This window comes from Streptomyces sp. NPDC004752 (assembly GCF_053601275.1).
The window spans coordinates 1-26,584 of record NZ_JBSGBN010000072.1 but is presented as its reverse complement, the minus strand read 5'-3'; the positions used below and the strand labels follow the sequence as shown (position 1 = coordinate 26,584).

Below are 26,584 nucleotides of genomic sequence, written 5' to 3'. Positions count from 1 at the left end.
ATGTCGAAACTCGGCAACCTCGGCGCGCGACTGCACCGCGGCGAGATCAGCTACGACTTCGTCGGCCACCGCAAGCTCTGGTACGGCGTCTCGATCCTGATCACCATCACGGCCATCGTCGGCCTGGCGGTGCGCGGCCTGAACATGGGCATCGACTTCCAGGGCGGCGCCGTCTTCACCACCCCGAAGACCAGCGTCTCCGTGGCACAGGCCGAGGAGTTCGCCAAGGGCGCGGCCGATCATGAAGCCGTCGTGCAGAAGCTCGGCACCGGTGGTCTGCGCATCCAGATCGCGGGCATGGACACCCAGAAGTCCGACGAGGTCAAGACCGCCCTCGCCAAGGACTTCAAGGTCAACCCGGAGTCCATCAACGCCGACCTGGTCGGGCCCAGCTGGGGCGAGCAGATCGCCAACAAGGCATGGCAGGGCCTGGCGATCTTCATGGTGCTCGTCGTGATCTACCTGGCGATCGCCTTCGAGTGGCGGATGGCCATCGCGGCGCTCGTCGCGCTGATCCACGACATCACCATCACTACCGGCATCTACGCCCTGGTCGGCTTCGAGGTCACGCCCGGCACGATCATCGGTCTGCTGACCATCCTCGGCTACTCGCTGTACGACACGGTCGTCGTGTTCGACAGCCTCAAGGAACAGACGAAGGACATCACGAAGCAGACCCGCTTCACCTACAGCGAGATCGCCAACCAGTCGATCAACGGCACCCTGGTCCGCTCCGTCAACACCACGGTCGTCGCGCTGCTGCCGGTCGCGGGCCTGCTGTTCATCGGCGGCGGCTTCCTCGGCGCCGGCACGCTCAACGACATCTCGCTGTCGCTGTTCGTCGGCCTCGCGGCCGGTGCGTACTCCTCGATCTTCATCGCCACGCCGCTCGTCGCCGACCTGAAGGAACGCGAGCCGCAGATGAAGGCTCTCAGGAAGCGGGTCAAGGCCAAGCGGGCCCAGGCCGTCGCCGAGGAGGACGTCGCGGCGAGTCGGCCCGCGCCCGCCGATGCCCAGGAGGACGCCGCACCCGCCGTGGTGGGACCGCGCAACCAGCCCGCCTCCCGTAACCGGGGCCGCGGTCGATCCTCCGGGAAGCGCCGATGACCGATATCCGGGAGCTGCTGCTCAGCCGCATCCGGGACGTGGCCGACTATCCGGAGCAGGGTGTGATGTTCAAGGACATCACCCCGCTCCTGGCGGACCCGGCGGCGTTCACGGCCCTCACCGATGCGCTGGCCGACATCGCCGGTGCCACCGGCGCCACCAAGGTCGTCGGCCTGGAGGCCCGGGGCTTCATCCTGGGCGCTCCGGTCGCCGTCCGCGCGGGCCTCGGTTTCGTCCCCGTCCGCAAGGCCGGCAAGCTCCCCGGTGCCACCCTGCGCCAGGCATACGACCTGGAGTACGGCTCGGCCGAGATCGAGGTGCACGCCGAGGACCTGACCGCGGCCGACCGCATCCTGATCGTCGACGACGTCCTTGCCACGGGCGGCACCGCTCAGGCCGCGATCCAGCTCATCCAGCGCGCGGGCGCCGAGGTCGCGGGCGTCTCGGTGCTCATGGAACTGGGCTTCCTGGACGGCCGCGCCCGGCTGGAACAGGCGCTGAATGGGGCTCCCCTTCAGTCGCTGCTCCAGCTCTGAGCGCGAGCTGCGGGACGGCGCGCGGAGGAGCGCGTGACCCGCATGAAGACCGCGGGACACCCCCCTGACACCCGTGGGACACCGCTGAGGCGGGCCCGGAGGAATCCGGCGCCCGCCTCTCGCGTTGCCCGTGTGGAGGGTCCCCACTTCGGCCTGAGGGCGATGCCGAGGCCCGGGATCGATACCATGGTGTCTCCGGAACCTGACCGGGGGACCCGGATCGCGCACGAGGAGTCCTCTTGCCAGACGAGGCCCAGCCACTGACCGCCGCCAAGCCCGAGTCCGCCTCGGCGCCCGCGGCGAAGCCCACGCTGCCCGCCAAGAAGGACACCCGCGGGCCGGTCGAGCACGCCCAGTCCGCGCCCGTCGACCAGTCGATCGAGCCCGTGCGCCCCAAGCCCGCCCCGCCCACGGTCCGCCCCGGCACCGGCCAGTCGGCCCGCTCCGGCTCCTCCAACCGGGTCCGCGCCCGCCTCGCCCGGCTCGGCGTACAGCGCGCCAACCCGTACAACCCGGTCCTGGAGCCGCTGCTGCGGATAGTGCGCAGCAACGACCCCAAGGTCGAGAACGCCACCCTGCGCCAGATCGAGCGCGCCTACCAGGTCGCCGAGCGCTGGCACCGCGGCCAGAAGCGCAAGAGCGGCGACCCGTACATCACGCATCCGCTCGCCGTCACCACCATCCTCGCCGAACTGGGCATGGACCCGGCCACCTTGATGGCGGGCCTGCTGCACGACACCGTCGAGGACACCGAGTACGGCCTCGACGACCTGCGCCGCGACTTCGGCGACGTCGTCGCCCTCCTCGTCGACGGCGTCACCAAGCTGGACAAGGTCAAGTTCGGCGAGGCCGCGCAGGCGGAGACCGTGCGCAAGATGGTCGTGGCCATGGCCAAGGACCCGCGCGTCCTGGTCATCAAGCTCGCCGACCGCCTGCACAACATGCGCACGATGCGCTACCTCAAGCGGGAGAAACAGGAGAAGAAGGCGCGCGAGACCCTGGAGATCTACGCGCCGCTCGCCCACCGGCTGGGCATGAACACCATCAAATGGGAGCTGGAGGACCTCGCCTTCGCGATCCTCTACCCGAAGATGTACGACGAGATCGTCCGGCTGGTCGCCGAGCGCGCACCCAAGCGGGACGAGTACCTCGCCATAGTGACCGACGAGGTCCAGGCCGATCTGCGGGCCGCCCGCATCAAGGCGACCGTCACCGGCCGCCCCAAGCACTACTACAGCGTCTACCAGAAGATGATCGTCCGCGGCCGTGACTTCGCGGAGATCTACGACCTGGTGGGCATCCGCGTCCTGGTGGACACCGTCCGCGACTGCTACGCGGCGCTGGGCACCGTCCACGCGCGCTGGAACCCGGTTCCGGGGCGCTTCAAGGACTACATCGCGATGCCCAAGTTCAACATGTACCAGTCGCTGCACACGACGGTGATCGGCCCCAACGGCAAGCCCGTCGAACTGCAGATCCGCACCTTCGACATGCACCGCCGCGCCGAGTACGGCATCGCCGCGCACTGGAAGTACAAGCAGGAGGCCGTCGCCGGCGCCTCCAAGGTCCGTACCGACGTGCCCAAGCCCACCGGCAAGGCCGGCAAGGAAGCCGCCGCCATCAACGACATGGCGTGGCTGCGGCAGTTGCTGGACTGGCAGAAGGAGACCGAGGACCCGGGCGAGTTCCTGGAGTCGCTGCGCTTCGACCTGTCCCGCAACGAGGTCTTCGTCTTCACCCCCAAGGGCGATGTCATCGCCCTGCCCGCCGGCGCCACCCCGGTCGACTTCGCGTACGCGGTCCACACCGAGGTCGGCCACCGCACCATAGGAGCGCGGGTCAACGGCCGCCTCGTACCACTCGAATCCACCCTGGACAACGGCGACTTGGTGGAGGTCTTCACCTCCAAGGCGGCCGGCGCCGGCCCCTCCCGCGACTGGCTGGGCTTCGTCAAGTCACCGCGCGCCCGCAACAAGATCCGCGCCTGGTTCTCCAAGGAGCGCCGCGACGAGGCGATCGAGCAGGGCAAGGACGCCATCGTCCGCGCGATGCGCAAGCAGAACCTGCCGATCCAGCGGATCCTCACCGGCGACTCGCTCGTCACGCTCGCGCACGAGATGCGCTACCCGGACATCTCCGCGCTGTACGCGGCGATCGGCGAGGGACATGTCTCCGCGCCGAACGTCGTGCAGAAGCTGGTGCAGGCGCTCGGCGGCGAGGAGGCGGCCACCGAGGAAATCGACGAGAGCGTGCCGCCCTCGCGCGGCCGGGGCCGCAAGCGCCGCTCCAGCGCCGATCCGGGCGTGGTCGTCAAGGGCGTCGAGGACGTGTGGGTCAAGCTGGCCCGCTGCTGTACGCCGGTACCCGGCGACCCGATCATCGGTTTCGTCACGCGGGGCAGCGGCGTCTCGGTGCACCGCAACGACTGCGTCAACGTGGAGTCGCTGTCGCGCGAGCCCGAGCGGATCCTGGAGGTCGAGTGGGCGCCCACCCAGTCCTCGGTCTTCCTGGTCGCCATCCAGGTCGAGGCCCTGGACCGCTCCCGGCTGCTGTCGGACGTCACCCGAGTCCTGTCCGACCAGCACGTCAACATCCTCTCCGCGGCCGTCCAGACCTCCCGCGACCGCGTCGCCACCTCCCGCTTCACCTTCGAGATGGGCGACCCGAAGCACCTCGGACACGTACTGAAGGCCGTGCGGGGCGTGGAGGGCGTCTACGACGTGTACCGGGTGACGTCGGCCCGCAGCAGGTGACGCGACCCCGCAGACGTCGTAAGGGCCCCGTACGTGTACGGAGCCCTTACGCGTGCGACGGGAGCAGCGGTCGCCGGTGGTGTCAGCCGCCGAACTCCTGGAGGCCCTTCAACGCCTGGTCCAGGAGCGCCTGGCGGCCCTCCAGCTCCCGTTCGAGCTTCTCGGCCCTGGACGCGTTGCCCTGCGCCCGGGCCTGCTCGATCTGGCCCTTCAGCTTGTCCACCGCGGTCTGGAGCTGACCGGTCAGGCCCTCGGCACGCGCGCGTGCCTCCGGGTTGGTCCGGCGCCACTCGGCCTCCTCGGCCTCCTGGATCGCCCGGTCGACCGTGTGCATCCGGCCCTCGACCTTGGGACGCGCGTCGCGCGGCACATGGCCGATGGCCTCCCAGCGCTCGTTGATCGAACGGAAGGCGGCCCGGGCGGCCTTGAGGTCGGTGACCGGCAGGAGCCGCTCGGCCTCCTCGGCCAGTTCCTCCTTCAGCTTCAGGTTCTCCGACTGCTCGGCGTCACGCTCGGCGAACACCGAACCGCGGGCGGCGAAGAACAGGTCCTGCGCACCGCGGAAGCGGTTCCACAGGTCGTCCTCGTGCTCGCGCTGGGCGCGGCCCGCGGCCTTCCACTGCGACATCAGCTCGCGGTAGTGGGCCGCCGTCGGACCCCAGTCCGTCGATGCGGACAGCGCCTCGGCCTCGGCGACCAGCCGCTCCTTGGTCCTGCGGGCCTCCTCGCGCTGCGCGTCCAACTGCGCGAAGTGTGCCTTGCGGCGCTTGGAGAACGCCGACCGCGCGTGCGAGAAGCGGTGCCACAGCTCGTCGTCCGACTTGCGGTCGAGCCGCGGCAGACCCTTCCAGGTGTCCACCAGGGCGCGCAGCCGCTCACCGGCGGCCCGCCACTGGTCGGACTGCGCCAGCCGCTCGGCCTCCGTGACCAGGTCCTCCTTGGCCGTGCGGGCCTCGTCGGACTGCTTGGCCCGCTGCGCCTTGCGCTCCTCGCGGCGGGCGTCCACGGTTGCCACGAGTTTGTCCAGCCGGGCCCGCAGCGCATCCAGGTCGCCCACCGCGTGATGCGCCTCCACCTGCTCGCGGAGGTGGCCGATCGCGGTCTGGGCGTCCTTCGCCGACAGGTCGGTGGTCTGCACTCGCTTTTCGAGGAGGCCGATTTCGACGACCAGGCCCTCGTACTTGCGCTCGAAGTAGGCCAGCGCCTCCTCGGGGGAGCCGGCCTGCCAGGAACCGACGACCTGCTCGCCGTCGGCCGTACGCACGTACACGGTCCCCGTCTCGTCGACGCGGCCCCACGGGTCGCTGCTCACAGCGCCTCCTCCACATGATGCCTGCGCAGGGCTTGTGCACCCCCGGGCATCGTCCACAGTTTCGTCACGGCCAACATAGGCGACCGGCGGGTGGCCTGTCCGCATCCCGCGCGACCGAAATTGGCCCAGCGGGCCGTCATGAGCGTCAGGACTTCGCGACCGTGGCCTTGTTGATCACGACCGTCGCGTTCGGGGCACCGTCGCCGGCGCCCGTGCTCTCGCCCGCGGCGGCGATCTTCTTGAGCACCGCCAGTCCTGCCTTGTCGATCGTCCCGAACGGTGTGTAGCTGGGCGGCAACTGGCTGTCCTGGTACACCAGGAAGAACTGGCTGCCGCCGGTGTGCGCCTGGCCGGTGTTCGCCATCGCGACCGTGCCCGCCGGGTACACATTGGCCTTCAGGCTCTTGTCCTTCAGGTTCTCGTCCGGGATCGTGTAGCCGGGCCCGCCGCTGCCGGTGCCCGTCGGATCGCCGCACTGCAGCACATAGATGCCGTTCGTGGTGAGCCGGTGGCACTTGGTGTGGTCGAAGTAGCCCTTGCCGGCGAGGAAGTCGAACGAGTTGACGGTGTGCGGCGCCGCCGAGGTCTTCAGTGCGATGCCGATGTCACCGCACGTCGTCGCCAGCTTCATGGTGTAGTCGGCCGACTTGTCGATCGTCATCGCCGGCTCCTTCTTCCAGCTGAGTTTCTCGATCGAGCCCTTGGCGGCCTTCTCGCAGGGATCGGTGGCCTTGCCGGTGGCCGAGGCGCTGGGCGTCACCTCGGCGTTCGCGTTGGCCTTGTCGTCGTCGTTCTTGAGCACTCCGGTCGTGTACAGCGCGACGCTGCCGATGACGACCACGCCCAGTACCGACGCGATCACGGAGTTGCGCATCCGTGCCTTGCGCCGCGCTGACGTACGCCGCTGCTGCTGCCGCAAGAACTTCTCCCGGGCGAGCTGACGCCGCCGCTGCTCCTGGGTGACCACCGGGTTCTCTCCTCATGCGTGTCGTGTGTCGACCGGTACGCGTGTGTCCTGTGAGCCGACCGCTGCGTGTAGGCCCGTACCGTATATGGGTTAGCTGAGGAAACGGCAGCGCCGGTAGGCTCTGACCGCAGCGGAAGCCGCCCGTAATCGACACAACGAAGGACGATCGTGCTCATTGCCGGGTTCCCCGCCGGGGCCTGGGGGACGAACTGTTATCTCGTCGCCCCCGCCGCCGGCGAGGAGTGCGTGATCATCGACCCGGGCCACCAGGCCGTCCCAGGAGTCGAGGAAGCGCTCAGGAAGCATCGCCTCAAGCCCGTCGCCGTCGTCCTCACCCACGGCCACATCGACCATGTGGCCTCGGTCGTCCCGGTGTGCGGCGCGCACGATGTGCCCGCCTGGATCCACCCCGAGGACCGGTACATGATGAGCGACCCCGAGAAGGCGCTCGGCCGCTCCATCGGCATGCCCCTGATGGGCGAGCTGACCGTGGGGGAGCCGGACGACGTCAGGGAGCTGACGGACGGGGCGACGCTGGAACTGGCCGGTCTGGAGCTGACCGTGGCGCACGCGCCGGGCCATACCAAGGGGTCGGTGACCTTCCGGATGCCCGAGGCGGCGGACGTCCCGCCGGTGTTCTTCTCGGGTGATCTGCTCTTCGCCGGCTCCATCGGACGCACCGACCTGCCCGGCGGTGACATGGCCGAGATGCTCGACTCGCTGGCCCGCGTGTGCCTGCCGCTCGACGACTCGACCGTGGTGCTGTCCGGCCACGGCCCCCAGACGACCATCGGCCAGGAGCGCGCCACCAACCCGTATCTGCGGCAGGTGTCCGCCGGCCCGGGAGCGCACGCCGACGCTCCCCGACGAGGAATGTGACGAGAGACCTTCGTGAGCACCTTCAGCGCCCCCAAGGGCACGTACGACCTGATCCCGCCGGAGAGCGCCAAGTACCTGGCCGTCCGCGAGGCGATCGCCGCGCCCCTGCGCAACTCCGGCTACGGCTACATCGAGACGCCCGGCTTCGAGAACGTGGAACTCTTCGCGCGCGGTGTCGGTGAGTCCACCGACATCGTGACGAAGGAGATGTACGCCTTCGAGACCAAGGGCGGCGACCGGCTCGCCCTGCGTCCCGAGGGCACGGCGTCCGTGCTGCGCGCGGCGCTGGAGGCCAACCTGCACAAGACGGGCAACCTCCCGGTCAAGCTCTGGTACTCCGGCTCGTACTACCGCTACGAGCGCCCGCAGAAGGGCCGTTACCGCCACTTCTCCCAGGTCGGCGCCGAGGCGATCGGCGCCGAGGACCCGGCGCTGGACGCCGAGCTGATCATCCTGGCCGACCAGGCGTACCGCTCGCTGGGGCTGCGGCAGTTCCGGATCCTGCTCAACAGCCTCGGCGACCAGGAGTGCCGGCCGGTGTACCGGGCCGCGCTCCAGGAGTTCCTGCGCGGCCTCGACCTGGACGAGGACACCCGCCGCCGCATCGAGATCAACCCGCTGCGGGTACTCGACGACAAGCGCGAGTCGGTGCAGAGGCAGTTGGCGGGCGTGCCGCTGCTACGCGACTACCTGTGCGATGCCTGCAAGACGTATCACGAGGAGGTCCGTGAGCTGATCACCGCGGCGGGCGTGGCCTTCGAGAACGATCCCAAGCTGGTGCGCGGCCTGGACTACTACACGCGCACCACCTTCGAGTTCGTGCACGACGGCCTCGGCTCGCAGTCCGCGGTCGGCGGCGGCGGACGCTACGACGGCCTCTCGGAGATGATCGGCGGCCCGGCGCTCCCGTCGGTCGGCTGGGCCCTCGGCGTCGACCGTACGGTGCTGGCCCTGGAGGCGGAGCGGGTCGCACTCGACCTGCCGGCCCCGACCAGCGTGTTCGCGGTCCCGCTCGGGGAGGAGGCGCGGCGCGTGCTGTTCGCCAAGGTGACCGAGTTGCGCAAGGTGGGCGTCGCGGCGGACTTCTCCTACGGCGCCAAGGGGCTCAAGGCCGCGATGAAGGCGGCCAACCGCTCCGGGGCCCGGTACGCCCTCGTGCTGGGCGAGCGCGACCTGGCCGAGGGCGTCGTCCAGGTCAAGGACATGGAGTCCGGGGAGCAGCAGCCGGTCGGGGTGAACGAGATCGTGGCCGAGCTGGAAGCACGGCTCGGCTGACCGGCGGGCCGACGGGCCGACGGGCCGTCCGGCACGTGGCCTTGCCACCGGCCACCGGCCTGCGGCCGTGCTGCCCCGTCTGTCGTGGGCTCCGGGAAGCCCTGGCCCACGATGCCTTGATGCACCGCGGCGGCCGAAGCCCGCGGACGCTGGGCCAGGTGAGCTGCCGGGCCACGGCCAGGCGAGCAGGGCGACGCCGATGAGCCGGCGGATGTCCGGATGCGCACCGGCCGTGCCGGTCGCGCCGGTCCCGCCCGTCTCGGTACGCGTCGTGCCTGGCCGGGCGGGCCTGCCCGCGGCCCTGCGTCGGCCGGGACCGTGCTCCGCGTCGGCCGGGACCGTGCTCCGCGTCGGCCGGGACCCCGCTCCGTCTCGGTGCGCGCCCTTCATGGCGCCCGGACCACCCCCGCACGGCGGGGAACAGCAGCCGAAGCACCGGGGTCGACGAGCCGCGAACGCGAACGTCACAACAGCCCGTTGCGCATCGCGGTGGTCACCGCCGCCGTCCGGTCGGCCACGCCGAGCTTGCCGAAGATCCGCAGCAGGTGGGTCTTCACCGTGGACTCCCCGATGAACAACTCCCGCCCGATCTCGGCGTTGGTGCGGCCCTCGGCCACCAGCCGCAGCACCGCGACCTCGCGCTCCGACAACCGCGGGCGCTCCGGCTTGGTCCGCAGCCGGTCCACCAGCCGCGCCGCGACCGACGGCGCCAGCACCGTCTCGCCGCGCGCGGCGGCCCGTACCGCGGCGGCCAGTTCGCCCCGCGCCAGGTCCTTGAGCAGATAGCCGGCGGCCCCCGCCTCCACGGCCCGCAGAATGTCCCGGTCCGTCTCGTACGTCGTCAGCACGATCACCCGGCACGTCAGCCCGGCCTCGGCCATCCGCACGATGGACTCGACGCCCCCGCCGCCCGGCATCCGCAGGTCCATCAGCACGATGTCGGGCCGCAGTTCGGCCGCCAGCGCCTCCGCCTGCGGACCGCTGGACGCGTCCGCCACCACCTTCAGGTCCGGCTCGGCGCTCAGCATGGCCCGCAGGCCCTCCCGCACGACGGGATGGTCGTCGGCCAGGACGATCCGGATCACGGGATCTCACTCCTCACGGCGAACGGAACGGCGACGGAGACCGGGGCGGCGACGGCGCCGGATCCGGTACGGGGAGCCGTGCCGGAATCGGCGCCCGGTCCGGTAGGGGGACCGGCGGCAGGTTCGTCGGCGGGACCGGTGTCGGGTTCGTTGCCAGGGCCGGCGTCGGGATCGGTACCGGCATCGGCCGCAGGAACGGTACCGGCATCGGCCGCGGGATCGGCGTCGGCATCGGCCGCGGGAACGGGCAGGCACACGGTGACGGTCGTACCGGCACCCGGCGCGCTGCGCACCGCGGCCGTCCCGCCCACCTCGGCGGCCCGGGCGCGCAGCCCCGCCAGACCGTAACCGCCGCGGACGGCCGCCGGGTCGAAGCCGCACCCGTCGTCCCGCACCGAGACGGTGAGCGTCCCGGCGGCGTACCGGAGACTGATGCCCACCGATGCCGAACTCCCCGCGTGCTTGCGGGCGTTCGCCAGTGCCTCCTGGCAGGAGCGCAGCGCCACCACCTCCGGCCCGGCGGGCAGGGACCGCACCGGACCGGTCACCTCGAGCGCCGCCCCGTGCCGGGCCGCCAGTCGGCCCAGGGCGTCCGGCAGGGACACGCCGTCGAGGTCGGCCGGGGTGCCCCCGGCCACCAGCGCCCGGGCCTCGGCGAGGTTCTGCCGGGCCGTCTCGTCCATCAGTGCCAGATGGCGCCGGGCGAGCGGCAGATCGTGTTCCAGCTCGGCCTCGACCGCCTGGACCAGCATCAGCAGGCTGGTGAAGCCCTGGGCGAGGGTGTCGTGGATCTCACGCGCCATCCGCTCGCGTTCGGCCAGCGCGCCGTGCGCGGCCGACAGCCGGGAGACCTCGTGCCGGCTAGCGTCCAACTCCGCGATCAGCTTCGCCCGTTCCCGGCTCTGCTCGATGATCCGGAGGGCCCAGCCGCCGACCGCCACCGAGAAGGCCAGGGCGACCACGGCGAAGAGCGCCTCGGCGAACAGCTCCGGGCCGGCCGGCCGCCACAGCAGCGCCCCGCCGAGCACCGGTACCAGGTTGATCACGGTGACCGCCACCAGCGACCGGCGCATCCGCAGGGTCATGAAGCACTGCGGGACGAGCGCGAACGCCGTCAGCCGTGCCTCGCCCGCCAGCACGGCCGCCGACAGATACAGCGCGATCGCCCCGGCGAGATAGCGCACCGCCCGCCGTCCGTCAGGCATGTCCTCCTGGAGCAGCGGCCGGCCCAGCGCCACGTACCAGGGCACCAGCGGGAGCAGCAGCCCGGCGGCGAGGGCCCGGACGGGCCAGCCCGGTTGCCCCGCCGTGAGGACGAAGGTCAGGGTGGCCGCCCAGGCGATGGCGAAGTACGCGTCCCAGAGCCGGATCGTGCGGTCCCAGGCGTGCGCGTCGCGCGCCGAGACCCGGCCGGTCATCCGTCGCGCCGGCTTTTCCAGCGGAAGGTCAGCAGACACAGCGCCAATCCTCCGATGCACCAGGCGGTGAGCACCAGTGCGATCCGGCCGAACTCCCAGCTGCCCGCCTGTTCCAGCACCTGCGCGGAGTCGGGCAGGAACACCCCGCGCAGCCCCTGGCACATCCACTTCAGCGGGAACAGGGCGCCGATGTTCAGCATCCAGTCCGGGATGGTGCTGATGGGGATGTAGACCCCTGAGATGAACTGGACGACCAGGAACGGCAGTACGACGACGGAACTCGCGCTCCTGGCCGACCTGGGCACCGAGCTGACCGCGATGCCGAGCAGCGCACACCCGGTCAGACCGAGCACGAAGATCCACACGAAGTCGAACCACCGGCCCGCGTCCGACGGCAGGTCGACGCCGTACAGGGTGGTGCCCACGAGCAGCAGGACCACCGTCTCCAGGATCCCGGTGACCAGAACCAGCCAGACCTTGCCGAGGAAGTACGCCGTCGGCGGCATCGGTGTGCCATGCAGCCGTCGCAGCACCTTCTCGTCCCGTTCCACGGCGATGGAGATGCCCAGCGACTGGAAACTCGTCGTCATGATGCCCGAGGCCATCATCGCGGGCACGTACAGCTGGGAGGCGGTCACGCCGCTGCCGCGCACGGTGTCCTGGAAGATCGACGCGAACAGGAAGAGGAAGACGACCGGGAAGGCGAAGGTGAACACCACCTGATCGCGCTGCCGGAAGAACTGCTTGATCTCCAGTGCGCCCCGGTCCAGTCCGACGGCCCAGGCGCCGGGCAGCCGGTCGGCGGGCGCCTGCGCGCGGGGGCGCGCCCCGGTCGTGGTCATCGCGCCTCCTCCCGCCCGACGAGGTCTTCGGTGAGTTCGTCGGCCAGGTCCGCGCCGTGTTCTGCGACGGGCCGTACGCCGAGCCCGTGCGTGACCTGTCCGGTCAGCCGGAGATAGACGTCCTCCAGCGTCGGGCGGCCGACCCGCAGCCCCGGGATCTCGCCGTCGAAGCGCTGCATGAGCTGTGCGACGGTGCGCGTCGGGGTGTCCGTGTGCTCCGTGCGCACCTGGCCGTCGGGCTCGGTCCACTCCACGGTGGCTTCGTTGCCGTACCGCTCGCGCAGTTCGCCGGGCTCGCCCGTGGCGACGACCCGGCCCCGGGCGACGACGGCGAGCCGGTCGGTGAGCGCCTCGGCCTCCTCCAGGTAGTGCGTGGTCAGCAGGATTGTCGTGCCCTCGTCGGCGAGCAGCCGGATCAGCTCCCAGAACCGCCGGCGGGCGGCCGGGTCGAAACCGGTCGTCGGCTCGTCCAGAAGCAGCAGCTCGGGATCGCCGATCACGCCGAGCGCCACATCGAGGCGGCGGCGCTGCCCGCCGGAGAGGGCCTTGATCCGACTGCCCGCCTTCTCCTGGAGACCGACCAGGCCGATCACCTCATCCGGGTCGCGCGGACGCGGGTAGTAGCGGGCGAAATGCCGCACGGTCTCGCGCACCGTCAACTCGGCGGGTGCCGATTCGTCCTGCCAGACGATTCCCACACGGGATCGCCACGCGCGCGTGGCCGTCGCCGGGTCCGCCCCGAGAACCGAAACCTCGCCGCCGTCCCGGGACCGGTTGCCCTGGAGGATCTCCACCGTGGTGCTCTTGCCCGCCCCATTGGGTCCGAGCAGGCCGAACACCTCACCCCGCCGGATACCGAGATCGATGCCGTCCACCGCGGTCACGTCCCCGTACTGCTTGCGCAGCCCCCGTACGTTCACCGCGAAGTCGTTCGCGTGTGCTGTCATGGCACTGATGGTCGGCCAGAAACGAGCGCTCCGGGACGACCGTGCGTACCTCCTTATGTCCACCGAACGGTGGACAGGACCCCCGGTGCGGCACAATGGCCCCTGCCCTAAGAAGGTCCACCTCTCCAGCAGACGGAATCGGCGTGATGAGCAAGTCGACAGTCAAGGACGTCTCCACCGAGCCCGGGTCCGAGCGGGCCGACGGAGCGCGGACGGAGGGCGGCAGCCGCGCCTTCGCCCTGCTGCTGGTGATCACCGGTGCGGCCGGCCTGCTCGCCGCGTGGGTCATCACGATCGACAAGTTCAAGCTGCTGGAGGCGAAGGTCGAGGGCAAGACCTTCACCCCCGGGTGCAGCCTCAACCCGGTCGTCTCCTGCGGCAGCGTCATGGAGAGCAAGCAGGCCGCCGCCTTCGGCTTCCCGAACCCCATGCTCGGCCTGGTCTGCTACGGCATCGTCGTCTGCGTCGGCATGAGCCTGCTCGCCCGGGCCCGCTTCCCGCGCTGGTACTGGCTGACCTTCAACCTCGGCACGCTCTTCGGCGTCGGCTTCTGCACCTGGCTGCAGTTCCAGTCCCTGTACCGGATCAACGCGCTGTGCCTGTGGTGCAACCTGGCCTGGGTCGCCACGATCGTCATGTTCTGGTACGTGACGTCGTTCAACGTCCGCAAGGACTTCCTGCCCGCCCCGCGCTGGCTGAAGGGCTTCTTCGGCGAGTTCACCTGGGTGCTCCCGGTGCTGCACATCGGCATCATCGGCATGCTGATCCTGACCCGCTGGTGGGACTTCTGGACCAGTTGAGCCCGGACCGGGGCCCGGCCGCGTTGTCAGTGCGGTGATTTAGGGTTTCAGCGTGGAACCCGACCTGTTCACCGCGGCGGCGGAAGAGCGCCAGGAGAAGGATCCGGCAGGCAGCCCCCTGGCGGTGCGGATGCGCCCGCGCACCCTTGACGAGGTGGTGGGCCAGCAGCATCTGCTGAAGCCCGGCTCGCCTCTGCGCCGGCTGGTCGGCGAGGGCGCGGGCGGCCCGGCCGGACCCTCCTCGGTGATCCTCTGGGGCCCGCCCGGCACCGGCAAGACGACCCTGGCGTACGTCGTCTCCAAGGCCACCGACAAGCGCTTCGTGGAACTGTCCGCGATCACCGCGGGCGTCAAGGAGGTCCGCGCGGTCATCGACGGCGCGCGCCGGGCCACCGGGGGTTTCGGCAAGGAGACCGTCCTCTTCCTGGACGAGATCCACCGCTTCAGCAAGGCCCAGCAGGACTCCCTGCTCCCGGCGGTGGAGAACCGCTGGGTGACCCTGATCGCGGCCACCACCGAGAACCCGTACTTCTCGGTGATCTCCCCCCTGCTGTCCCGTTCCCTCCTGCTCACCCTCGAACCCCTCACCGACGACGACGTGCGCGGGCTGCTCCGCCGCGCGCTGGCCGACGAGCGCGGCCTCGGCGGGTCCGTCGCCGTCCCCGAGGACACCGAGGACCACCTCCTGCGGATCGCCGGCGGCGACGCCCGCCGGGCCCTGACCGCCCTGGAGGCGGCGGCCGGTGCCGCGCTCGACAAGGGTGAGCCGGAGATCGCCCTGAGCACCCTGGAGGAGACGGTCGACCGGGCCGCCGTGAAGTACGACCGCGACGGCGACCAGCACTACGACGTGGCCAGCGCGCTCATCAAGTCCATCCGCGGCTCCGACGTGGACGCGGCCCTGCACTACCTGGCGCGGATGATCGAGGCCGGCGAGGATCCCCGCTTCATCGCCCGCCGACTGATGATCTCGGCCAGCGAGGACATCGGCCTCGCCGATCCGAACGCCCTGCCGCTCGCCGTGGCCGCCGCCCAGGCCGTCGCCATGATCGGCTTCCCGGAGGCGGCCCTCACCCTCAGCCACGCCACCATCGCGCTGGCCCTCGCCCCCAAGTCCAACGCCGCGACCACGGCGATCGGCGCCGCCCTGGAGGACGTGCGCAAGGGGCTGGCGGGTCCGGTCCCGCCCCATCTGCGCGACGGGCACTACAAGGGCGCCGCCAAGCTGGGCCACGCCCAGGGGTATGTGTATCCGCACGACCTGCCCGAGGGCATCGCCGCCCAGCAGTACGCGCCGGGAGCCCTCCAGGGCCGCGAGTACTACACCCCGACCCGGCACGGCACCGAGGCCCGGTACGCGGACGCGGTCGAATGGACCAGGAAACACCTCGGTCGCAAGCGGCCCTGACCGCCCTGTAGAATGCGCCGAAGCGCTGAGTCCCGCGCAGTCAGAGCGGGACAACCAGCCGGAGACCCAGTCCCTCGGGGCTGGCTCCAGGAGCGTCGCGCACCGTCGAACGGTGTCGCGGGCAGCCCACCACCACCCGGAGTCCGGGACCGGCCGGTGGGCCACTCGCGTGCTGCACGTATGTGCCCAGACCAGGGGAGCGGCTGCCCGGCAGGTCCCATGCGGACCCTACGGGATTCCCCGGCTGCGGATGCGACCTCCCTCAACGCTGACAAGCCGAGAACGACGAAAGAAGACAGAAACAGTGGCGAACCAGTCCCGCCCCAAGGTCAAGAAGTCGCGTGCCCTCGGCATCGCGCTGACCCCGAAGGCCGTCAAGTACTTCGAGGCCCGTCCCTACCCGCCGGGTGAGCACGGCCGCGGCCGCAAGCAGAACTCGGACTACAAGGTCCGTCTGCTGGAGAAGCAGCGCCTGCGCGCTCAGTACGACATCTCCGAGCGCCAGCTGGTGCGCGCCTACGAGCGTGCGTCCAAGGTCCAGGGCAAGACCGGTGAGGCCCTGATCGTCGAGTTGGAGCGCCGTCTCGACGCGCTGGTCCTGCGTTCGGGCATCGCCCGCACGATCTACCAGGCCCGCCAGATGGTCGTCCACGGCCACATCCAGGTCAACGGCCAGAAGGTGGACAAGCCGTCCTACCGTGTGCGCCCGGACGACGTCATCCAGATCCGCGACCGCAGCAAGGACAAGACGCTCTTCCAGATCGCCCGCGAGGGCGGCTTCGCCCCCGACGGCGAGACCCCGCGCTACCTCCAGGTGAACCTCAAGGCCCTGGCGTTCCGCCTGGACCGCGAGCCGAACCGCAAGGAGATCCCGGTGATCTGCGACGAGCAGCTCGTCGTCGAGTACTACGCCCGCTGATCACCCTCGGCGGCGGCAGTACCACCGGGCCTCGCGCCCCCGCCCGCCGCTTCCCACCACACCGGTGGGAAGCGGCGGGCGCTTTCGTCCACCCCTTGCCCCACCCGTAGAATCGACGCGGCGCCCAGACGCCCTTCCGGAAGGCGAAATCCGGTACGGCGGGCCGCCCGTGGCGCGATAGGGTCGGATGGCGACTTTCGAGAGTGCCCGTCGGCCAGTGCCCGGTGACAGTCCATGGGCACTCCAGTGATCAGCAGGGAGCGGTGCAGCGTGTCCGGTGGAGAGGTTGCCGGGATCCTGGTGGCCGTCTTCTGGGCGATCCTGGTGTCCTTCCTCGCCGTCGCCCTGGCGAGGCTGGCCCAGACGCTCAAGGCGGCCACCAAGCTGGTGGCGGACGTGACCGACCAGGCCGTCCCGCTGCTCGCCGACGCCTCCGCCACGGTGCGCTCCGCGCAGACCCAGATCGACCGGGTCGACGCCATCGCCTCGGACGTCCAGGAAGTCACGTCCAACGCCTCGGCGCTGTCGACGACCGTCGCCGCCACCTTCGGCGGCCCCCTCGTCAAGGTCGCGGCGTTCGGCTACGGCGTGCGCCGAGCCCTCACCGGCCGGCGCGAGGACGTGCCCGACAAGGCGCCCCGGCGTACCGTGATCGTGGGCCGCACCCTCCCGTCAACGCGACGGGGGAAGCGGAACACCCGGGAAAAGAGAGACTGACCGAGCGATGTTCCGCCGTACGTTCTGGTTCACCACGGGCGTCGCCGCCGGTGTGTGGGCCACCACCAAGGTCAACCGCAAGCTGAAGCAGCTGACCCCCGAGAGCCTCGCCGCGACCGCGGCCGACAAGGCGCTGGTGACGGGTCGGCGCGTCAAGGATCGTGCGGTGGGCTTCGCCCTCGACGTCCGCGACAACATGGCCCACCGGGAAGCCGAACTCGAAGACGCCCTCGGCATCCGCGAGGACCCGGAACTCCCCGCTCCCAGGCGCCGTACGGCCATCGAGAACCGCAGCAACCCGACGTACGTCAACCCCACGACGTACTCGTACAACCGGAATGAGGACCACTGATGGAGTCGGCCGAGATTCGTCGCCGCTGGTTGAGCTTCTTCGAGGAGCGCGGTCACACCGTCGTCCCTTCGGCGTCGCTCATCGCGGACGACCCGACTCTGCTCCTCGTCCCGGCCGGCATGGTGCCCTTCAAGCCCTACTTCCTGGGTGAGGTCAAGCCGCCGTTCCCGCGCGCCACCAGTGTGCAGAAGTGCGTGCGCACGCCGGACATCGAAGAGGTCGGCAAGACCACCCGGCACGGCACGTTCTTCCAGATGTGCGGCAACTTCTCCTTCGGCGACTACTTCAAGGAAGGCGCCATCGAGTTCGCCTGGGAGCTGCTCACCACGCCCCAGGACAAGGGCGGTTACGGCCTCGACCCCGAGCGTCTGTGGATCACGGTCTACCAGGACGACGACGAGGCCGAGCGGATCTGGCACGAGGTCGTCGGCGTGCCCAAGGAGCGCATCCAGCGCCTGGGCATGAAGGACAACTTCTGGTCCATGGGCGTCCCGGGTCCATGCGGCCCCTGCTCCGAGATCAACTACGACCGCGGGCCCGAGTTCGGCGCCGAGGGCGGCCCCGCCGTCAACGACGAGCGGTATGTGGAGATCTGGAACCTCGTCTTCATGCAGTACGAGCGCGGCGAGGGCACCGGCAAGGACAACTTCGAGATCCTCGGCGACCTGCCGAGCAAGAACATCGACACGGGCCTCGGCATGGAGCGGCTCGCCATGATTCTGCAGGGCGTGCAGAACATGTACGAGATCGACACCTCCATGGCCGTCATCAAGAAGGCCACCGAACTGACCGGTGTCGCCTACGGCGCCGCCCACGACTCGGACGTCTCCCTGCGAGTGGTCACCGACCACATGCGCACCGCCACCATGCTCATCGGCGACGGCGTGACCCCCGGCAACGAGGGCCGCGGCTACGTCCTGCGCCGCATCATGCGCCGCGCCATCCGCAACATGCGGCTGCTGGGCGCCACCGGTCCGGTCGTCGAGGACCTGATCGACACCGTGATCGGCACGATGGGCCGGCAGTACCCGGAGCTGGTCACCGACCGCGAGCGCATCGAGAAGGTCGCCCTCGCCGAGGAGGTCGCCTTTCTCAAGACGCTGAAGGCCGGCACCAACATCCTCGACACCGCCGTCACCGAGACCAAGGCCACCGGCGGCACGGTGCTGCCCGGCGACAAGGCGTTCCTGCTCCACGACACCTGGGGCTTCCCGATCGACCTCACCCTGGAGATGGCCGCCGAGCAGGGCCTCGCCGTGGACGAGGAGGGCTTCCGCCGCCTGATGAAGGAGCAGCGGGAGCGCGCCAAGGCCGACGCCCAGGCCAAGAAGACCGGCCACGCCGACCTCGGCGCCTACCGGGAGATCGCCGACTCGGCCGGCGAGACCGGCTTCTTCGGCTACACCGACACCGAGGGCGAATCCACGGTCGTCGGCATCCTGGTCGACGGCGTCTCCTCGCCCGCCGCCACCGAGGGCGACGAGGTCGAGATCGTCCTCGACCGCACCCCGTTCTACGCCGAGGGCGGCGGCCAGATCGGCGACACCGGCCGCATCAAGGCCGACTCCGGGGCCGTCATCGAGGTCCGCGACACCCAGAAGCCGGTCCCGGGCGTGTACGTCCACAAGGGCGTCGTACAGGTCGGCGAGGTGACGGTCGGCGCCAAGGCCCACGCCTCCATCGACTCCCGCCGCCGCAAGGCCATCGCCCGCGCCCACTCGGCCACCCACCTTACCCACCAGGCCCTGCGCGACGCCCTCGGCCCGACCGCCGCCCAGGCCGGCTCGGAGAACCAGCCCGGCCGGTTCCGCTTCGACTTCGGCTCCCCGTCCGCCGTGCCCACGGCCGTGATGACCGACGTCGAACAGAAGATCAACGAGGTGCTCGCCCGCGATCTCGATGTGCACGCCGAGATCATGGGCATCGACGAGGCCAAGAAGCAGGGCGCCATCGCCGAGTTCGGCGAGAAGTACGGCGAGCGGGTCCGCGTGGTCACCATCGGGGACTTCTCCAAGGAGCTGTGCGGTGGCACACACGTGCACAACACCGCCCAGCTGGGCCTGGTGAAGCTGCTCGGCGAGTCCTCCATCGGCTCCGGTGTGCGCCGTATCGAGGCCCTGGTCGGCGTGGACGCCTACGCCTTCCTCGCCCGCGAGCACACGGTCGTCAACCAGCTGACCGAACTACTCAAGGGCCGCCCGGAGGAGCTGCCCGAGAAGGTCTCCTCGATGCTCGGCAAGCTGAAGGACGCCGAGAAGGAGATCGAGAAGTTCCGGGCCGAGAAGGTGCTCCAGGCCGCCGCCGGTCTCGCCGAGTCCGCCAAGGACGTCCGCGGGATCGCCGTCGTCACCGGTCGGGTGCCGGACGGCACCACGCCGGACGACCTGCGCAAGCTGGTCCTCGACGTGCGCGGGCGCATCCAGGGCGGCCGGGCCGCCGTGGTCGCCCTCTTCACGGTCAAGGGTGACAAGCCGCTGACCGTCATCGCCACCAACGAGGCCGCCCGCGAACGCGGCCTCAAGGCCGGTGACCTGGTCCGTACCGCCGCCAAGACGCTCGGCGGCGGCGGTGGCGGCAAGCCGGACGTGGCCCAGGGCGGCGGCCAGCACCCGGCCGCCATCGGCGACGCCGTGGTCGCCGTCGAGCGCCTGGTCGCCGAGACCGCCAAGTAGGGGACGGTCGGGATCATGCGCACTGGACGCCGGCTCGCGATCGACGTCGGGGACGCCCGTATCGGGGTCGCCTCGTGCGACCCCGACGGGATCCTCGCCACCCCCGTGGAGACCGTCCCTGGCCGGGACGTCCCGGCCGCCCACCGCCGGCTCGGTCAACTCGTCGAGGAATACGAGCCGATCGAGGTCGTCGTCGGCCTGCCCCGCTCCCTCAAGGGGGGCGAGGGCCCGGCCGCGGCCAAGGTGCGCGTTTTCGCCCGGGAACTGGCCAAGGGCATCGCGCCCGTCCCGGTGCGGCTCGTCGACGAGCGGATGAGCACCGTGACGGCCGGTCAGGGACTGCGTGCCTCGGGGGTCAGTTCGAGGAAGGGCCGCTCGGTCATCGACCAGGCGGCCGCCGTCGTCATTCTCCAGCAGGCCCTCGAATCCGAACGGGTGTCAGGCGATGCACCCGGCGAGGGCGTCGAAGTGGTCATCTGATCGCGATACGGTAACGTTCCGCGCGATGCGGCGGTGTTCGAACAGCCGCCCCACAGCAAGAGGCGGAACGGGAACCGGCGGCAGCCTCGTGACCGCCGCCTCGCGGCTCTAGGGGATCGATGACTGAGTATGGCCGGGGCCCAGGCTCCGAACCGTGGCATCCGGAGGACCCGTTGTACGGGGACGGCGGATGGGGAGGACAGCAGGCCCAGGCGGGTCAGCAGGTCCCCTACGGCGGCCTGCAACAGCACCATCCACAGCAGCCGCAGCACGGCGGCTGGAACGAGCAGCAGTCCGGGTACGACCAGCAGCAGTACCCGTATTACGGCGAGCAGGGCCACCAGCAGTACGCACAGCAGGGCAACGAGCATTACGCCGGTCAGGACCAGCAGCACTACGGGGGGCACGACCAGCAGCAGTACGCCGGGCACGGCCAGCAGCAGTACTCGGCGCAGTCCCAGCCGCAGTACCCGCAGGGCGGCTGGGACGCCAGCGGCACCCATGGGCAGCTGCCGTACGCCGCCGATCCGGGCGACCCCTACGGTCAGCAGCCCGCGGCATACGGCGCGGAGCAGCCCGACCGCTACGGCACGCCCGATGCCTATCCGCCGCCCCAGCCGCCCGGCCGCAGACGTCCCGAGCCGGAGCCCGAGACCGACTGGGATCCCGGCCCGGACCAGGGCGAGCACGCGTTCTTCGCAGGCGGGGGCGACGACTCCGACGACGATCTCGACGACGACCCGAAGGCGCGCCGCGGGCGCGGCGACCGCAGGGGCAAGGCCGCGAAGGGCGGCAAGGGAGCCAAGAAGCGGCGCAACGGCTGCGCGTGCATGGTGGTCGTCCTGGTCTTCGGCGGCGGCCTCGGCGGGGTCGGATACTTCGGATTGAAGTTCTACCAAAATCGTTTCGGCGCGTCCCCGGACTATGCGGGCGGCGGCACCAGCGAAACCGTGATGGTGGAAATCCCCAAAGGGGCGGGCGGTTATGAGATCGGGCGACGGCTGAAGGACTCCGGGGTCGTCAAGAGCGTCGACGCGTTCGTCTCCGCCCAGTCGCAGAATCCCGAGGGCGGCACCATCCAGGCCGGCGCCTATGTGCTGAAGAAAGAGATGTCCGCCGCGAGCGCCGTGAAAATGATGCTCGACCCGAACAGTCAGAGTAATGTGCTCGTCAAGCCGGGTGAGCGCAATGTCCAGGTGTATCAGGCGATCGACAAACAACTCGGCCTCGCGTCCGGCACCACGAAAAAGGCGGCCGAGAAGGATTACAAGAAACTCGGGATGCCGAGCTGGGCGCAGAGCAACGGCCGGATCCGGGACCCGTTGGAGGGCTTCCTCTTCCCCGGCACCTACCCGGCCGCGAAGGGCATGAAGCCCGACGTCGTCCTGAAGCAGATGGTCACCCAGGCCAAGCAGAAGTACGCCGCCTATGGCCTGGAGGCAAAGGCCAAGCAACTCGACCTGGCCAACCCCTTCCAACTCGTCACGGTCGCGAGCCTGGTCCAGGCCGAGGGCAAGACGCACGACGACTTCCGCAAGATGGCGGAAGTGGTCTACAACCGTCTCAAGCCCACGAACACCGAGACCAACCGGCTGTTGCAGTTCGACTCGACCTACAACTACCTGAAGGGTCAGAGCAACATCCATATCGGCGAGTCCGAGATCCACAGCAACAAGGACCCGTACAACACCTACACCAACGCGGGCCTGCCGCCCGGACCGATCGGAAACCCGGGCGACGACGCCCTGAAGGCCACGCTGAATCCGACCCACGACGGCTGGATCTACTTCGTGGCGACCGACGGTCAGAGCAACACGGAATTCGCCAAGACCTTCGACGAATTCCAGAAACTGAAGGACAAGTTCAACGCCAACAGCGGTCGCTGACCCGGCCCGTCTGCCTGCCGTGCCCGGCGGCTCCGGTACCGTTGCGGCCCGATGCGTATCGGGACGGCGAAGAGCGGCGGAGCGGTGATGGAGAACGTACGGAACAAGCGGGCCGCCGTGCTCGGATCGCCCATCGCGCACTCGCTCTCCCCGGTGCTGCACCGCGCCGCGTACGCCGAACTCGGGCTCACCGACTGGGTGTACGAGCGCTTCGAGGTCGACGAGGCCGGATTGCCCGGCTTCTTCGAGCGGCTCGGCCCCGAGTGGGCGGGACTGTCGCTGACCATGCCGCTCAAGCGCGCGGTCATCCCGCTGCTCGACGAGATCAGCGCGACGGCCGCCTCCGTCGACGCGGTCAACACGGTCCTGTTCACCGAGGACGGCCGTCGCGTCGGCGACAACACCGATGTCCCGGGCATGGTGGCCGCGCTGCGCGAGCACGGAATCGAACAGGTCGACTCCGCCGCGGTCCTCGGCGCCGGGGCCACCGCCTCCTCCGCGCTCGCCGCCCTGGCCCGGATCTGCACCGGCGAGGTCGTCGCCTACGTCCGCGGCACGGCCCGCGCCGCCGAGATGCGGCAGTGGGGCGAACGGCTCGACATCGAGGTCAGCACCGCGGACTGGGCCGACGCAGCCGAGGCACTGCACGCCCCGCTGGTGATCGCCACCACACCGGCGGGCAGCACCGACGCCCTTGCCACCGCCGTACCGGAGCGGCCCACCACCCTCTTCGATGTGCTCTACGAGCCCTGGCCGACCGCCCTCGCGGCCCGCTGGTCCATGTGCGGCGGGGCCGTCGTCGGCGGCCTCGACCTCCTCGTCCACCAGGCCGTGCTCCAGGTCGAGCAGATGACCGGCCGCGCCCCGGCCCCGCTGGACGCCATGCGCCGGGCGGGCGAGAAGGCCCTCGCCGAACGCTGACATGTCCGTTTCGCGTCCGCCTGCTGGACCGGCGACCGGGACTTCGCCACGTACGTGGGAGGATCGGAGGTGGCGGACCGGGGCCGCGCACCCGGGCACGCCGTCGCCGTACGCGAGGACACGCGTACGCAGGGCAGTACCGGGGCGCGATCTCTGAGGAGCACCGTTGAGCAGGCTGCGTTGGCTGACCGCGGGGGAGTCCCACGGTCCCGCACTCGTCGCGACGCTGGAGGGGCTTCCCGCCGGCGTGCCCATCACCACGGAGATGGTGGCGGACCATCTGGCGCGGCGGCGGCTGGGGTACGGCCGGGGCGCTCGGATGAAGTTCGAGCGGGACGAGATCACGTTCCTGGGCGGGGTCCGGCACGGGCTGACGCTGGGCTCGCCGGTGGCGATCATGGTGGGCAACACGGAATGGCCCAAGTGGGAACAGGTCATGGCGGCCGATCCGGTGGATCCGCAGGTGCTGGCGGGGCTCGCCCGCAATGCGCCGCTGACCCGGCCGCGGCCCGGCCACGCCGACCTGGCGGGGATGCAGAAGTACGGGTTCGACGAGGCCCGGCCGATCCTGGAGCGGGCCTCCGCTCGGGAGACCGCGGCGCGGGTGGCGCTCGGCGCGGTGGCCAGGTCGTACCTGAAGGAGACCGCCGGCATCGAGATCGTCAGCCATGTCGTGGAACTGGCGTCGGCGAAGGCACCGTACGGCGTGTACCCGACCCCCGACGACGTGGAGCGGCTGGACGCGGACCCGGTGCGCTGCCTGGACGCCGACGCGTCCAAGGCGATGGTCGCGGAGATCGACCAGGCCCACAAGGACGGTGACACGCTCGGCGGTGTGGTCGAGGTGCTGGCCTACGGTGTGCCGGTGGGACTCGGCTCACATGTCCACTGGGACCGGAAGCTGGACGCCCGGCTGGCCGCCGCGCTGATGGGGATCCAGGCGATCAAGGGCGTCGAACTGGGCGACGGGTTCGACCTGGCGCGGGTGCCGGGGTCGAAGGCGCACGACGAGATCGTGGCCACGCCGGAAGGGATCCGGCGCGCCTCGGGCCGCTCCGGCGGGACCGAGGGCGGCCTGTCGACGGGGGAGTTGTTGCGGGTACGGGCGGCGATGAAGCCGATCGCCACGGTGCCGCGGGCGCTGCGGACGGTGGACGTGTCCACCGGCGAGGAGACCCAGGCGCACCACCAGCGCTCCGACGTGTGCGCGGTGCCGGCGGCGGGGATCGTCGCGGAGGCGATGGTCGCCCTGGTGCTGGCCGACGCGGTCGCGGAGAAGTTCGGCGGGGACAGCGTGGCGGAGACCCGCCGCAATGTGCGCTCCTACCTCGACAGCCTCCCGATCCGGTGACCGCCGTGCCTGCGATCGTGCTCGTGGGCCCCATGGGCGTGGGCAAGTCCACCGTCGGGGAGCTGCTGGCGGGGCGCCTCGGCGTGGCCTACCGGGACACCGACGACGACATCGTGGCCGCCGAGGGGCGCACCATCTCCGAGATCTTCGTGGACGACGGCGAGGCCGCGTTCCGCGCCATCGAGAAGCGGGCCGTGCGCACCGCGCTCGCCGAACACAACGGCGTGCTGGCGCTGGGCGGCGGCGCGATCCTCGACGCGGACACCCGGGCCCTGCTGTCCGGGCACCGGGTGGTCTACCTCTCCATGGACGTGGAGGAGGCGGTCCGGCGCACCGGCCTGAACGTGGCCCGGCCGCTGCTGGCGGTCAATCCGCGCCGACAGTGGCGGGAACTCATGCAGGCGCGCCGGCATCTGTACGAGGAGGTCGCCACGGCGGTCGTGCCGACCGACGGCCGCACGCCCGAAGAGGTCAGCCAAGCAGCCCTGGACGCACTGGAGTTGAAGGAAGCATGAGCGAGACGGTGACGCGGATCCAGGTCGGCGGCACAGCGGGCACCGAACCGTACGAGGTTCTGGTCGGCCGTCGGCTCCTGGGCGAACTGCCCGGGCTGGTGGGGCCGCGGGCCAAGCGGGTCGCGATCGTCCACCCCGAGGCGCTGGCCGAGACCGGCGACGCGCTCCGCGCCGACCTGGCCGAGCAGGGCCATGAGGCGATCGCCATCCAGGTGCCGAACGCCGAGGAGGCCAAGACCGCCGAGGTCGCCGCCTACTGCTGGAAGGCGCTCGGCCAGTCCGGGTTCACCCGCACCGACGTCATCGTCGGCGTGGGCGGCGGCGCGACCACCGACCTCGCCGGATTCGTCGCCGCGAGCTGGCTGCGCGGCGTGCGCTGGATCGCCGTACCGACGACCGTGCTGGCCATGGTGGACGCGGCGGTCGGCGGCAAGACCGGCATCAACACGGCCGAGGGCAAGAACCTCGTGGGCGCCTTCCATCCGCCCGCGGGCGTGCTGTGCGACCTCGCGGCGCTGGAGACGCTGCCCGTCCACGACTACGTCTCCGGTCTCGCCGAGATCATCAAGGCCGGGTTCATCGCCGACCCGGTCATCCTGGACCTCATCGAGTCGGACCCCGAGGCCGCGCGCACCCCGGCGGGCCCGCACACCGCCGAGCTGATCGAACGGTCGATCCGGGTGAAGGCGGAGGTGGTCTCCGCCGACCTGAAGGAGTCCGGCCTGCGGGAGATCCTCAACTACGGCCACACGCTCGGCCACGCCATCGAGAAGAACGAACGCTATCAGTGGCGGCACGGCGCCGCGGTGGCCGTGGGCATGCACTTCGCCGCCGAACTCGGCCGCCTCGCGGGCCGGTTGGACGACGCGACGGCCGACCGCCACCGCCTGGTCCTTGAGTCGGTCGGGCTGCCCCTGCACTACCGCCACGACCAGTGGCCCAAGCTGCTGGAGACGATGCGGGTCGACAAGAAGTCCCGCGGCGACCTGCTGCGCTTCATCGTCCTGGACGGGCTGGCCAGGCCCACCGTCCTGGAGGGTCCGGACCCGGCCGTGCTGCTCGCCGCCTACGGCGAAGTGGGGCAGTAGGTCCGCCGCCGCTCCATCCGCCCGACTCGCCGTACGCAACGGGCACTTCGGGCCGCCCCCGTCCGTTTCACCAAACGACGGCCGGGGGCGGTACGGTTCGGTGGCGAGCGGGGGCTCGTACTTTGCTGTCGGCGCCAAGGGCCAGCGGCGGACCGAGCCCGAGAAGAACGAGACGGAGTGGCACCGGATGCAGCACGCAGTGGGTTCTCCGCTGCCGCCGCCCCACCAGCCGGGGCAGGGACCGGCCGCCGGCTGGTCGCCGGCCGCACATCACCCGGGAGCGGGAGCCCACCAGGGTCCCGCACCCGTGCCCCCGCCGCCACCCGCGCCGGGCTTCACCGGCGCCGGCGCACC

General features: G+C 70.7%; 23 protein-coding genes and 1 pseudogene. 18 read left to right on the top strand and 6 right to left on the bottom strand.

Annotation, left to right across the window (positions count from 1 at the left end; genetic code table 11):
• The 3 genes from secF (at position 1) to ACWEKM_RS27185 (ending at position 4,396) form a co-directional block, all read left to right on the top strand.
• Positions 1-1,107 carry a protein translocase subunit SecF gene (gene secF / locus ACWEKM_RS27195; protein ID WP_451623864.1) on the top strand — a complete coding sequence of 369 codons (1,107 nt, stop codon included), beginning with the start codon at positions 1-3 and terminating at the stop codon, positions 1,105-1,107.
• Positions 1,104-1,643 carry an adenine phosphoribosyltransferase gene (locus tag ACWEKM_RS27190; protein WP_451623863.1) on the top strand — a complete coding sequence of 180 codons (540 nt, stop codon included), beginning with the start codon at positions 1,104-1,106 and terminating at the stop codon, positions 1,641-1,643. The genes secF and ACWEKM_RS27190 overlap by 4 nt, the downstream gene beginning before the upstream one ends.
• Before the next feature lie 239 nt (positions 1,644-1,882).
• Positions 1,883-4,396, top strand: a complete 2,514-nt coding sequence (locus ACWEKM_RS27185) for a RelA/SpoT family protein (protein WP_451623862.1) — start codon at positions 1,883-1,885, stop codon at positions 4,394-4,396.
• A gap of 82 nt (positions 4,397-4,478) precedes the next feature.
• Here ACWEKM_RS27185 and ACWEKM_RS27180 read toward each other — a convergent pair whose 3' ends face one another.
• Positions 4,479-5,708, bottom strand: coding sequence for a DUF349 domain-containing protein (locus tag ACWEKM_RS27180; RefSeq protein WP_451623861.1), 1,230 nt, complete (start codon positions 5,706-5,708; stop codon positions 4,479-4,481).
• A gap of 145 nt (positions 5,709-5,853) precedes the next feature.
• Complete coding sequence (locus ACWEKM_RS27175) at positions 5,854-6,675, bottom strand: peptidylprolyl isomerase (protein ID WP_451623860.1); 822 nt, start codon at positions 6,673-6,675, stop codon at positions 5,854-5,856.
• Positions 6,676-6,843: 168 nt separating this feature from the next.
• On the opposite strand from ACWEKM_RS27175, the gene ACWEKM_RS27170 reads away from it, so the two are divergent.
• Together ACWEKM_RS27170 and hisS are read left to right on the top strand one after the other, a co-directional pair.
• Complete coding sequence (locus ACWEKM_RS27170; protein WP_451623859.1) at positions 6,844-7,554, top strand: MBL fold metallo-hydrolase; 711 nt, start codon at positions 6,844-6,846, stop codon at positions 7,552-7,554.
• A gap of 12 nt (positions 7,555-7,566) precedes the next feature.
• The gene (hisS, locus tag ACWEKM_RS27165; protein WP_451623858.1) at positions 7,567-8,829 is read left to right on the top strand and encodes a histidine--tRNA ligase; all 1,263 of its coding nucleotides are present in this window, start codon (positions 7,567-7,569) and stop codon (positions 8,827-8,829) included.
• A gap of 464 nt (positions 8,830-9,293) precedes the next feature.
• On the opposite strand, the gene ACWEKM_RS27160 is transcribed toward hisS, so the two are convergent.
• From ACWEKM_RS27160 to ACWEKM_RS27145, 4 genes and pseudogenes are all read right to left on the bottom strand, one after another.
• Positions 9,294-9,914 carry a response regulator gene (locus ACWEKM_RS27160; protein WP_451623857.1) on the bottom strand — a complete coding sequence of 207 codons (621 nt, stop codon included), beginning with the start codon at positions 9,912-9,914 and terminating at the stop codon, positions 9,294-9,296.
• A 239-nt stretch (positions 9,915-10,153) separates the two neighbouring features.
• Positions 10,154-11,332: pseudogene (locus tag ACWEKM_RS27155) on the bottom strand (sensor histidine kinase); the annotation flags it as partial.
• The gene (locus ACWEKM_RS27150; protein ID WP_451623856.1) at positions 11,329-12,174 is read right to left on the bottom strand and encodes an ABC transporter permease; all 846 of its coding nucleotides are present in this window, start codon (positions 12,172-12,174) and stop codon (positions 11,329-11,331) included. The pseudogene ACWEKM_RS27155 and the gene ACWEKM_RS27150, both read right to left, overlap by 4 nt.
• A complete protein-coding gene (locus ACWEKM_RS27145; RefSeq protein ID WP_451623855.1) occupies positions 12,171-13,121 on the bottom strand; it encodes an ABC transporter ATP-binding protein in 951 nt (316 codons plus the stop codon). The genes ACWEKM_RS27150 and ACWEKM_RS27145 overlap by 4 nt, the downstream gene beginning before the upstream one ends.
• Positions 13,122-13,267: 146 nt before the next feature.
• Between ACWEKM_RS27145 and ACWEKM_RS27140 the strand changes: the two genes are divergently transcribed.
• From ACWEKM_RS27140 to ACWEKM_RS27080, 13 genes are all read left to right on the top strand, one after another.
• Positions 13,268-13,921 carry a vitamin K epoxide reductase family protein gene (locus ACWEKM_RS27140; protein WP_451623854.1) on the top strand — a complete coding sequence of 218 codons (654 nt, stop codon included), beginning with the start codon at positions 13,268-13,270 and terminating at the stop codon, positions 13,919-13,921.
• Positions 13,922-13,973: 52 nt separating this feature from the next.
• The gene (locus ACWEKM_RS27135) at positions 13,974-15,329 is read left to right on the top strand and encodes a replication-associated recombination protein A (protein ID WP_451623853.1); all 1,356 of its coding nucleotides are present in this window, start codon (positions 13,974-13,976) and stop codon (positions 15,327-15,329) included.
• A gap of 304 nt (positions 15,330-15,633) precedes the next feature.
• The gene (gene rpsD, locus ACWEKM_RS27130; RefSeq protein ID WP_451623852.1) at positions 15,634-16,248 is read left to right on the top strand and encodes a 30S ribosomal protein S4; all 615 of its coding nucleotides are present in this window, start codon (positions 15,634-15,636) and stop codon (positions 16,246-16,248) included.
• Positions 16,249-16,518: 270 nt separating this feature from the next.
• On the top strand, positions 16,519-16,965 hold the full coding sequence (locus ACWEKM_RS27125) for a DUF948 domain-containing protein (protein ID WP_451623851.1): 447 nt from the start codon (positions 16,519-16,521) through the stop codon (positions 16,963-16,965).
• Positions 16,966-16,972: 7 nt separating this feature from the next.
• Positions 16,973-17,317 carry a hypothetical protein gene (locus ACWEKM_RS27120; RefSeq protein ID WP_451623850.1) on the top strand — a complete coding sequence of 115 codons (345 nt, stop codon included), beginning with the start codon at positions 16,973-16,975 and terminating at the stop codon, positions 17,315-17,317.
• Positions 17,317-19,989, top strand: a complete 2,673-nt coding sequence (gene alaS, locus ACWEKM_RS27115) for an alanine--tRNA ligase (protein WP_451623849.1) — start codon at positions 17,317-17,319, stop codon at positions 19,987-19,989. Before ACWEKM_RS27120 ends, alaS begins: the two co-directional genes overlap by 1 nt.
• 15 nt (positions 19,990-20,004) lie before the next feature.
• Entirely contained in the window at positions 20,005-20,469 is a 465-nt protein-coding gene (gene ruvX / locus ACWEKM_RS27110) for a Holliday junction resolvase RuvX (protein ID WP_451623848.1), read from the top strand.
• 119 nt (positions 20,470-20,588) lie between these two features.
• A complete protein-coding gene (gene mltG, locus ACWEKM_RS27105) occupies positions 20,589-22,355 on the top strand; it encodes an endolytic transglycosylase MltG (RefSeq protein ID WP_451623847.1) in 1,767 nt (588 codons plus the stop codon).
• Between the two features lie 87 nt (positions 22,356-22,442).
• On the top strand, positions 22,443-23,276 hold the full coding sequence (locus ACWEKM_RS27100) for a shikimate dehydrogenase (protein ID WP_451623887.1): 834 nt from the start codon (positions 22,443-22,445) through the stop codon (positions 23,274-23,276).
• Between the two features lie 166 nt (positions 23,277-23,442).
• Complete coding sequence (gene aroC, locus ACWEKM_RS27095) at positions 23,443-24,627, top strand: chorismate synthase (RefSeq protein ID WP_451623846.1); 1,185 nt, start codon at positions 23,443-23,445, stop codon at positions 24,625-24,627.
• 32 nt (positions 24,628-24,659) lie between these two features.
• Entirely contained in the window at positions 24,660-25,142 is a 483-nt protein-coding gene (locus ACWEKM_RS27090; RefSeq protein WP_451623886.1) for a shikimate kinase, read from the top strand.
• The gene (aroB, locus tag ACWEKM_RS27085; RefSeq protein WP_451623845.1) at positions 25,139-26,230 is read left to right on the top strand and encodes a 3-dehydroquinate synthase; all 1,092 of its coding nucleotides are present in this window, start codon (positions 25,139-25,141) and stop codon (positions 26,228-26,230) included. Before ACWEKM_RS27090 ends, aroB begins: the two co-directional genes overlap by 4 nt.
• A gap of 187 nt (positions 26,231-26,417) precedes the next feature.
• Positions 26,418-26,584: Pro-rich N-terminal domain-containing protein (locus ACWEKM_RS27080; RefSeq protein WP_451623885.1), on the top strand; the 167-nt coding region annotated here is incomplete at its 3' end.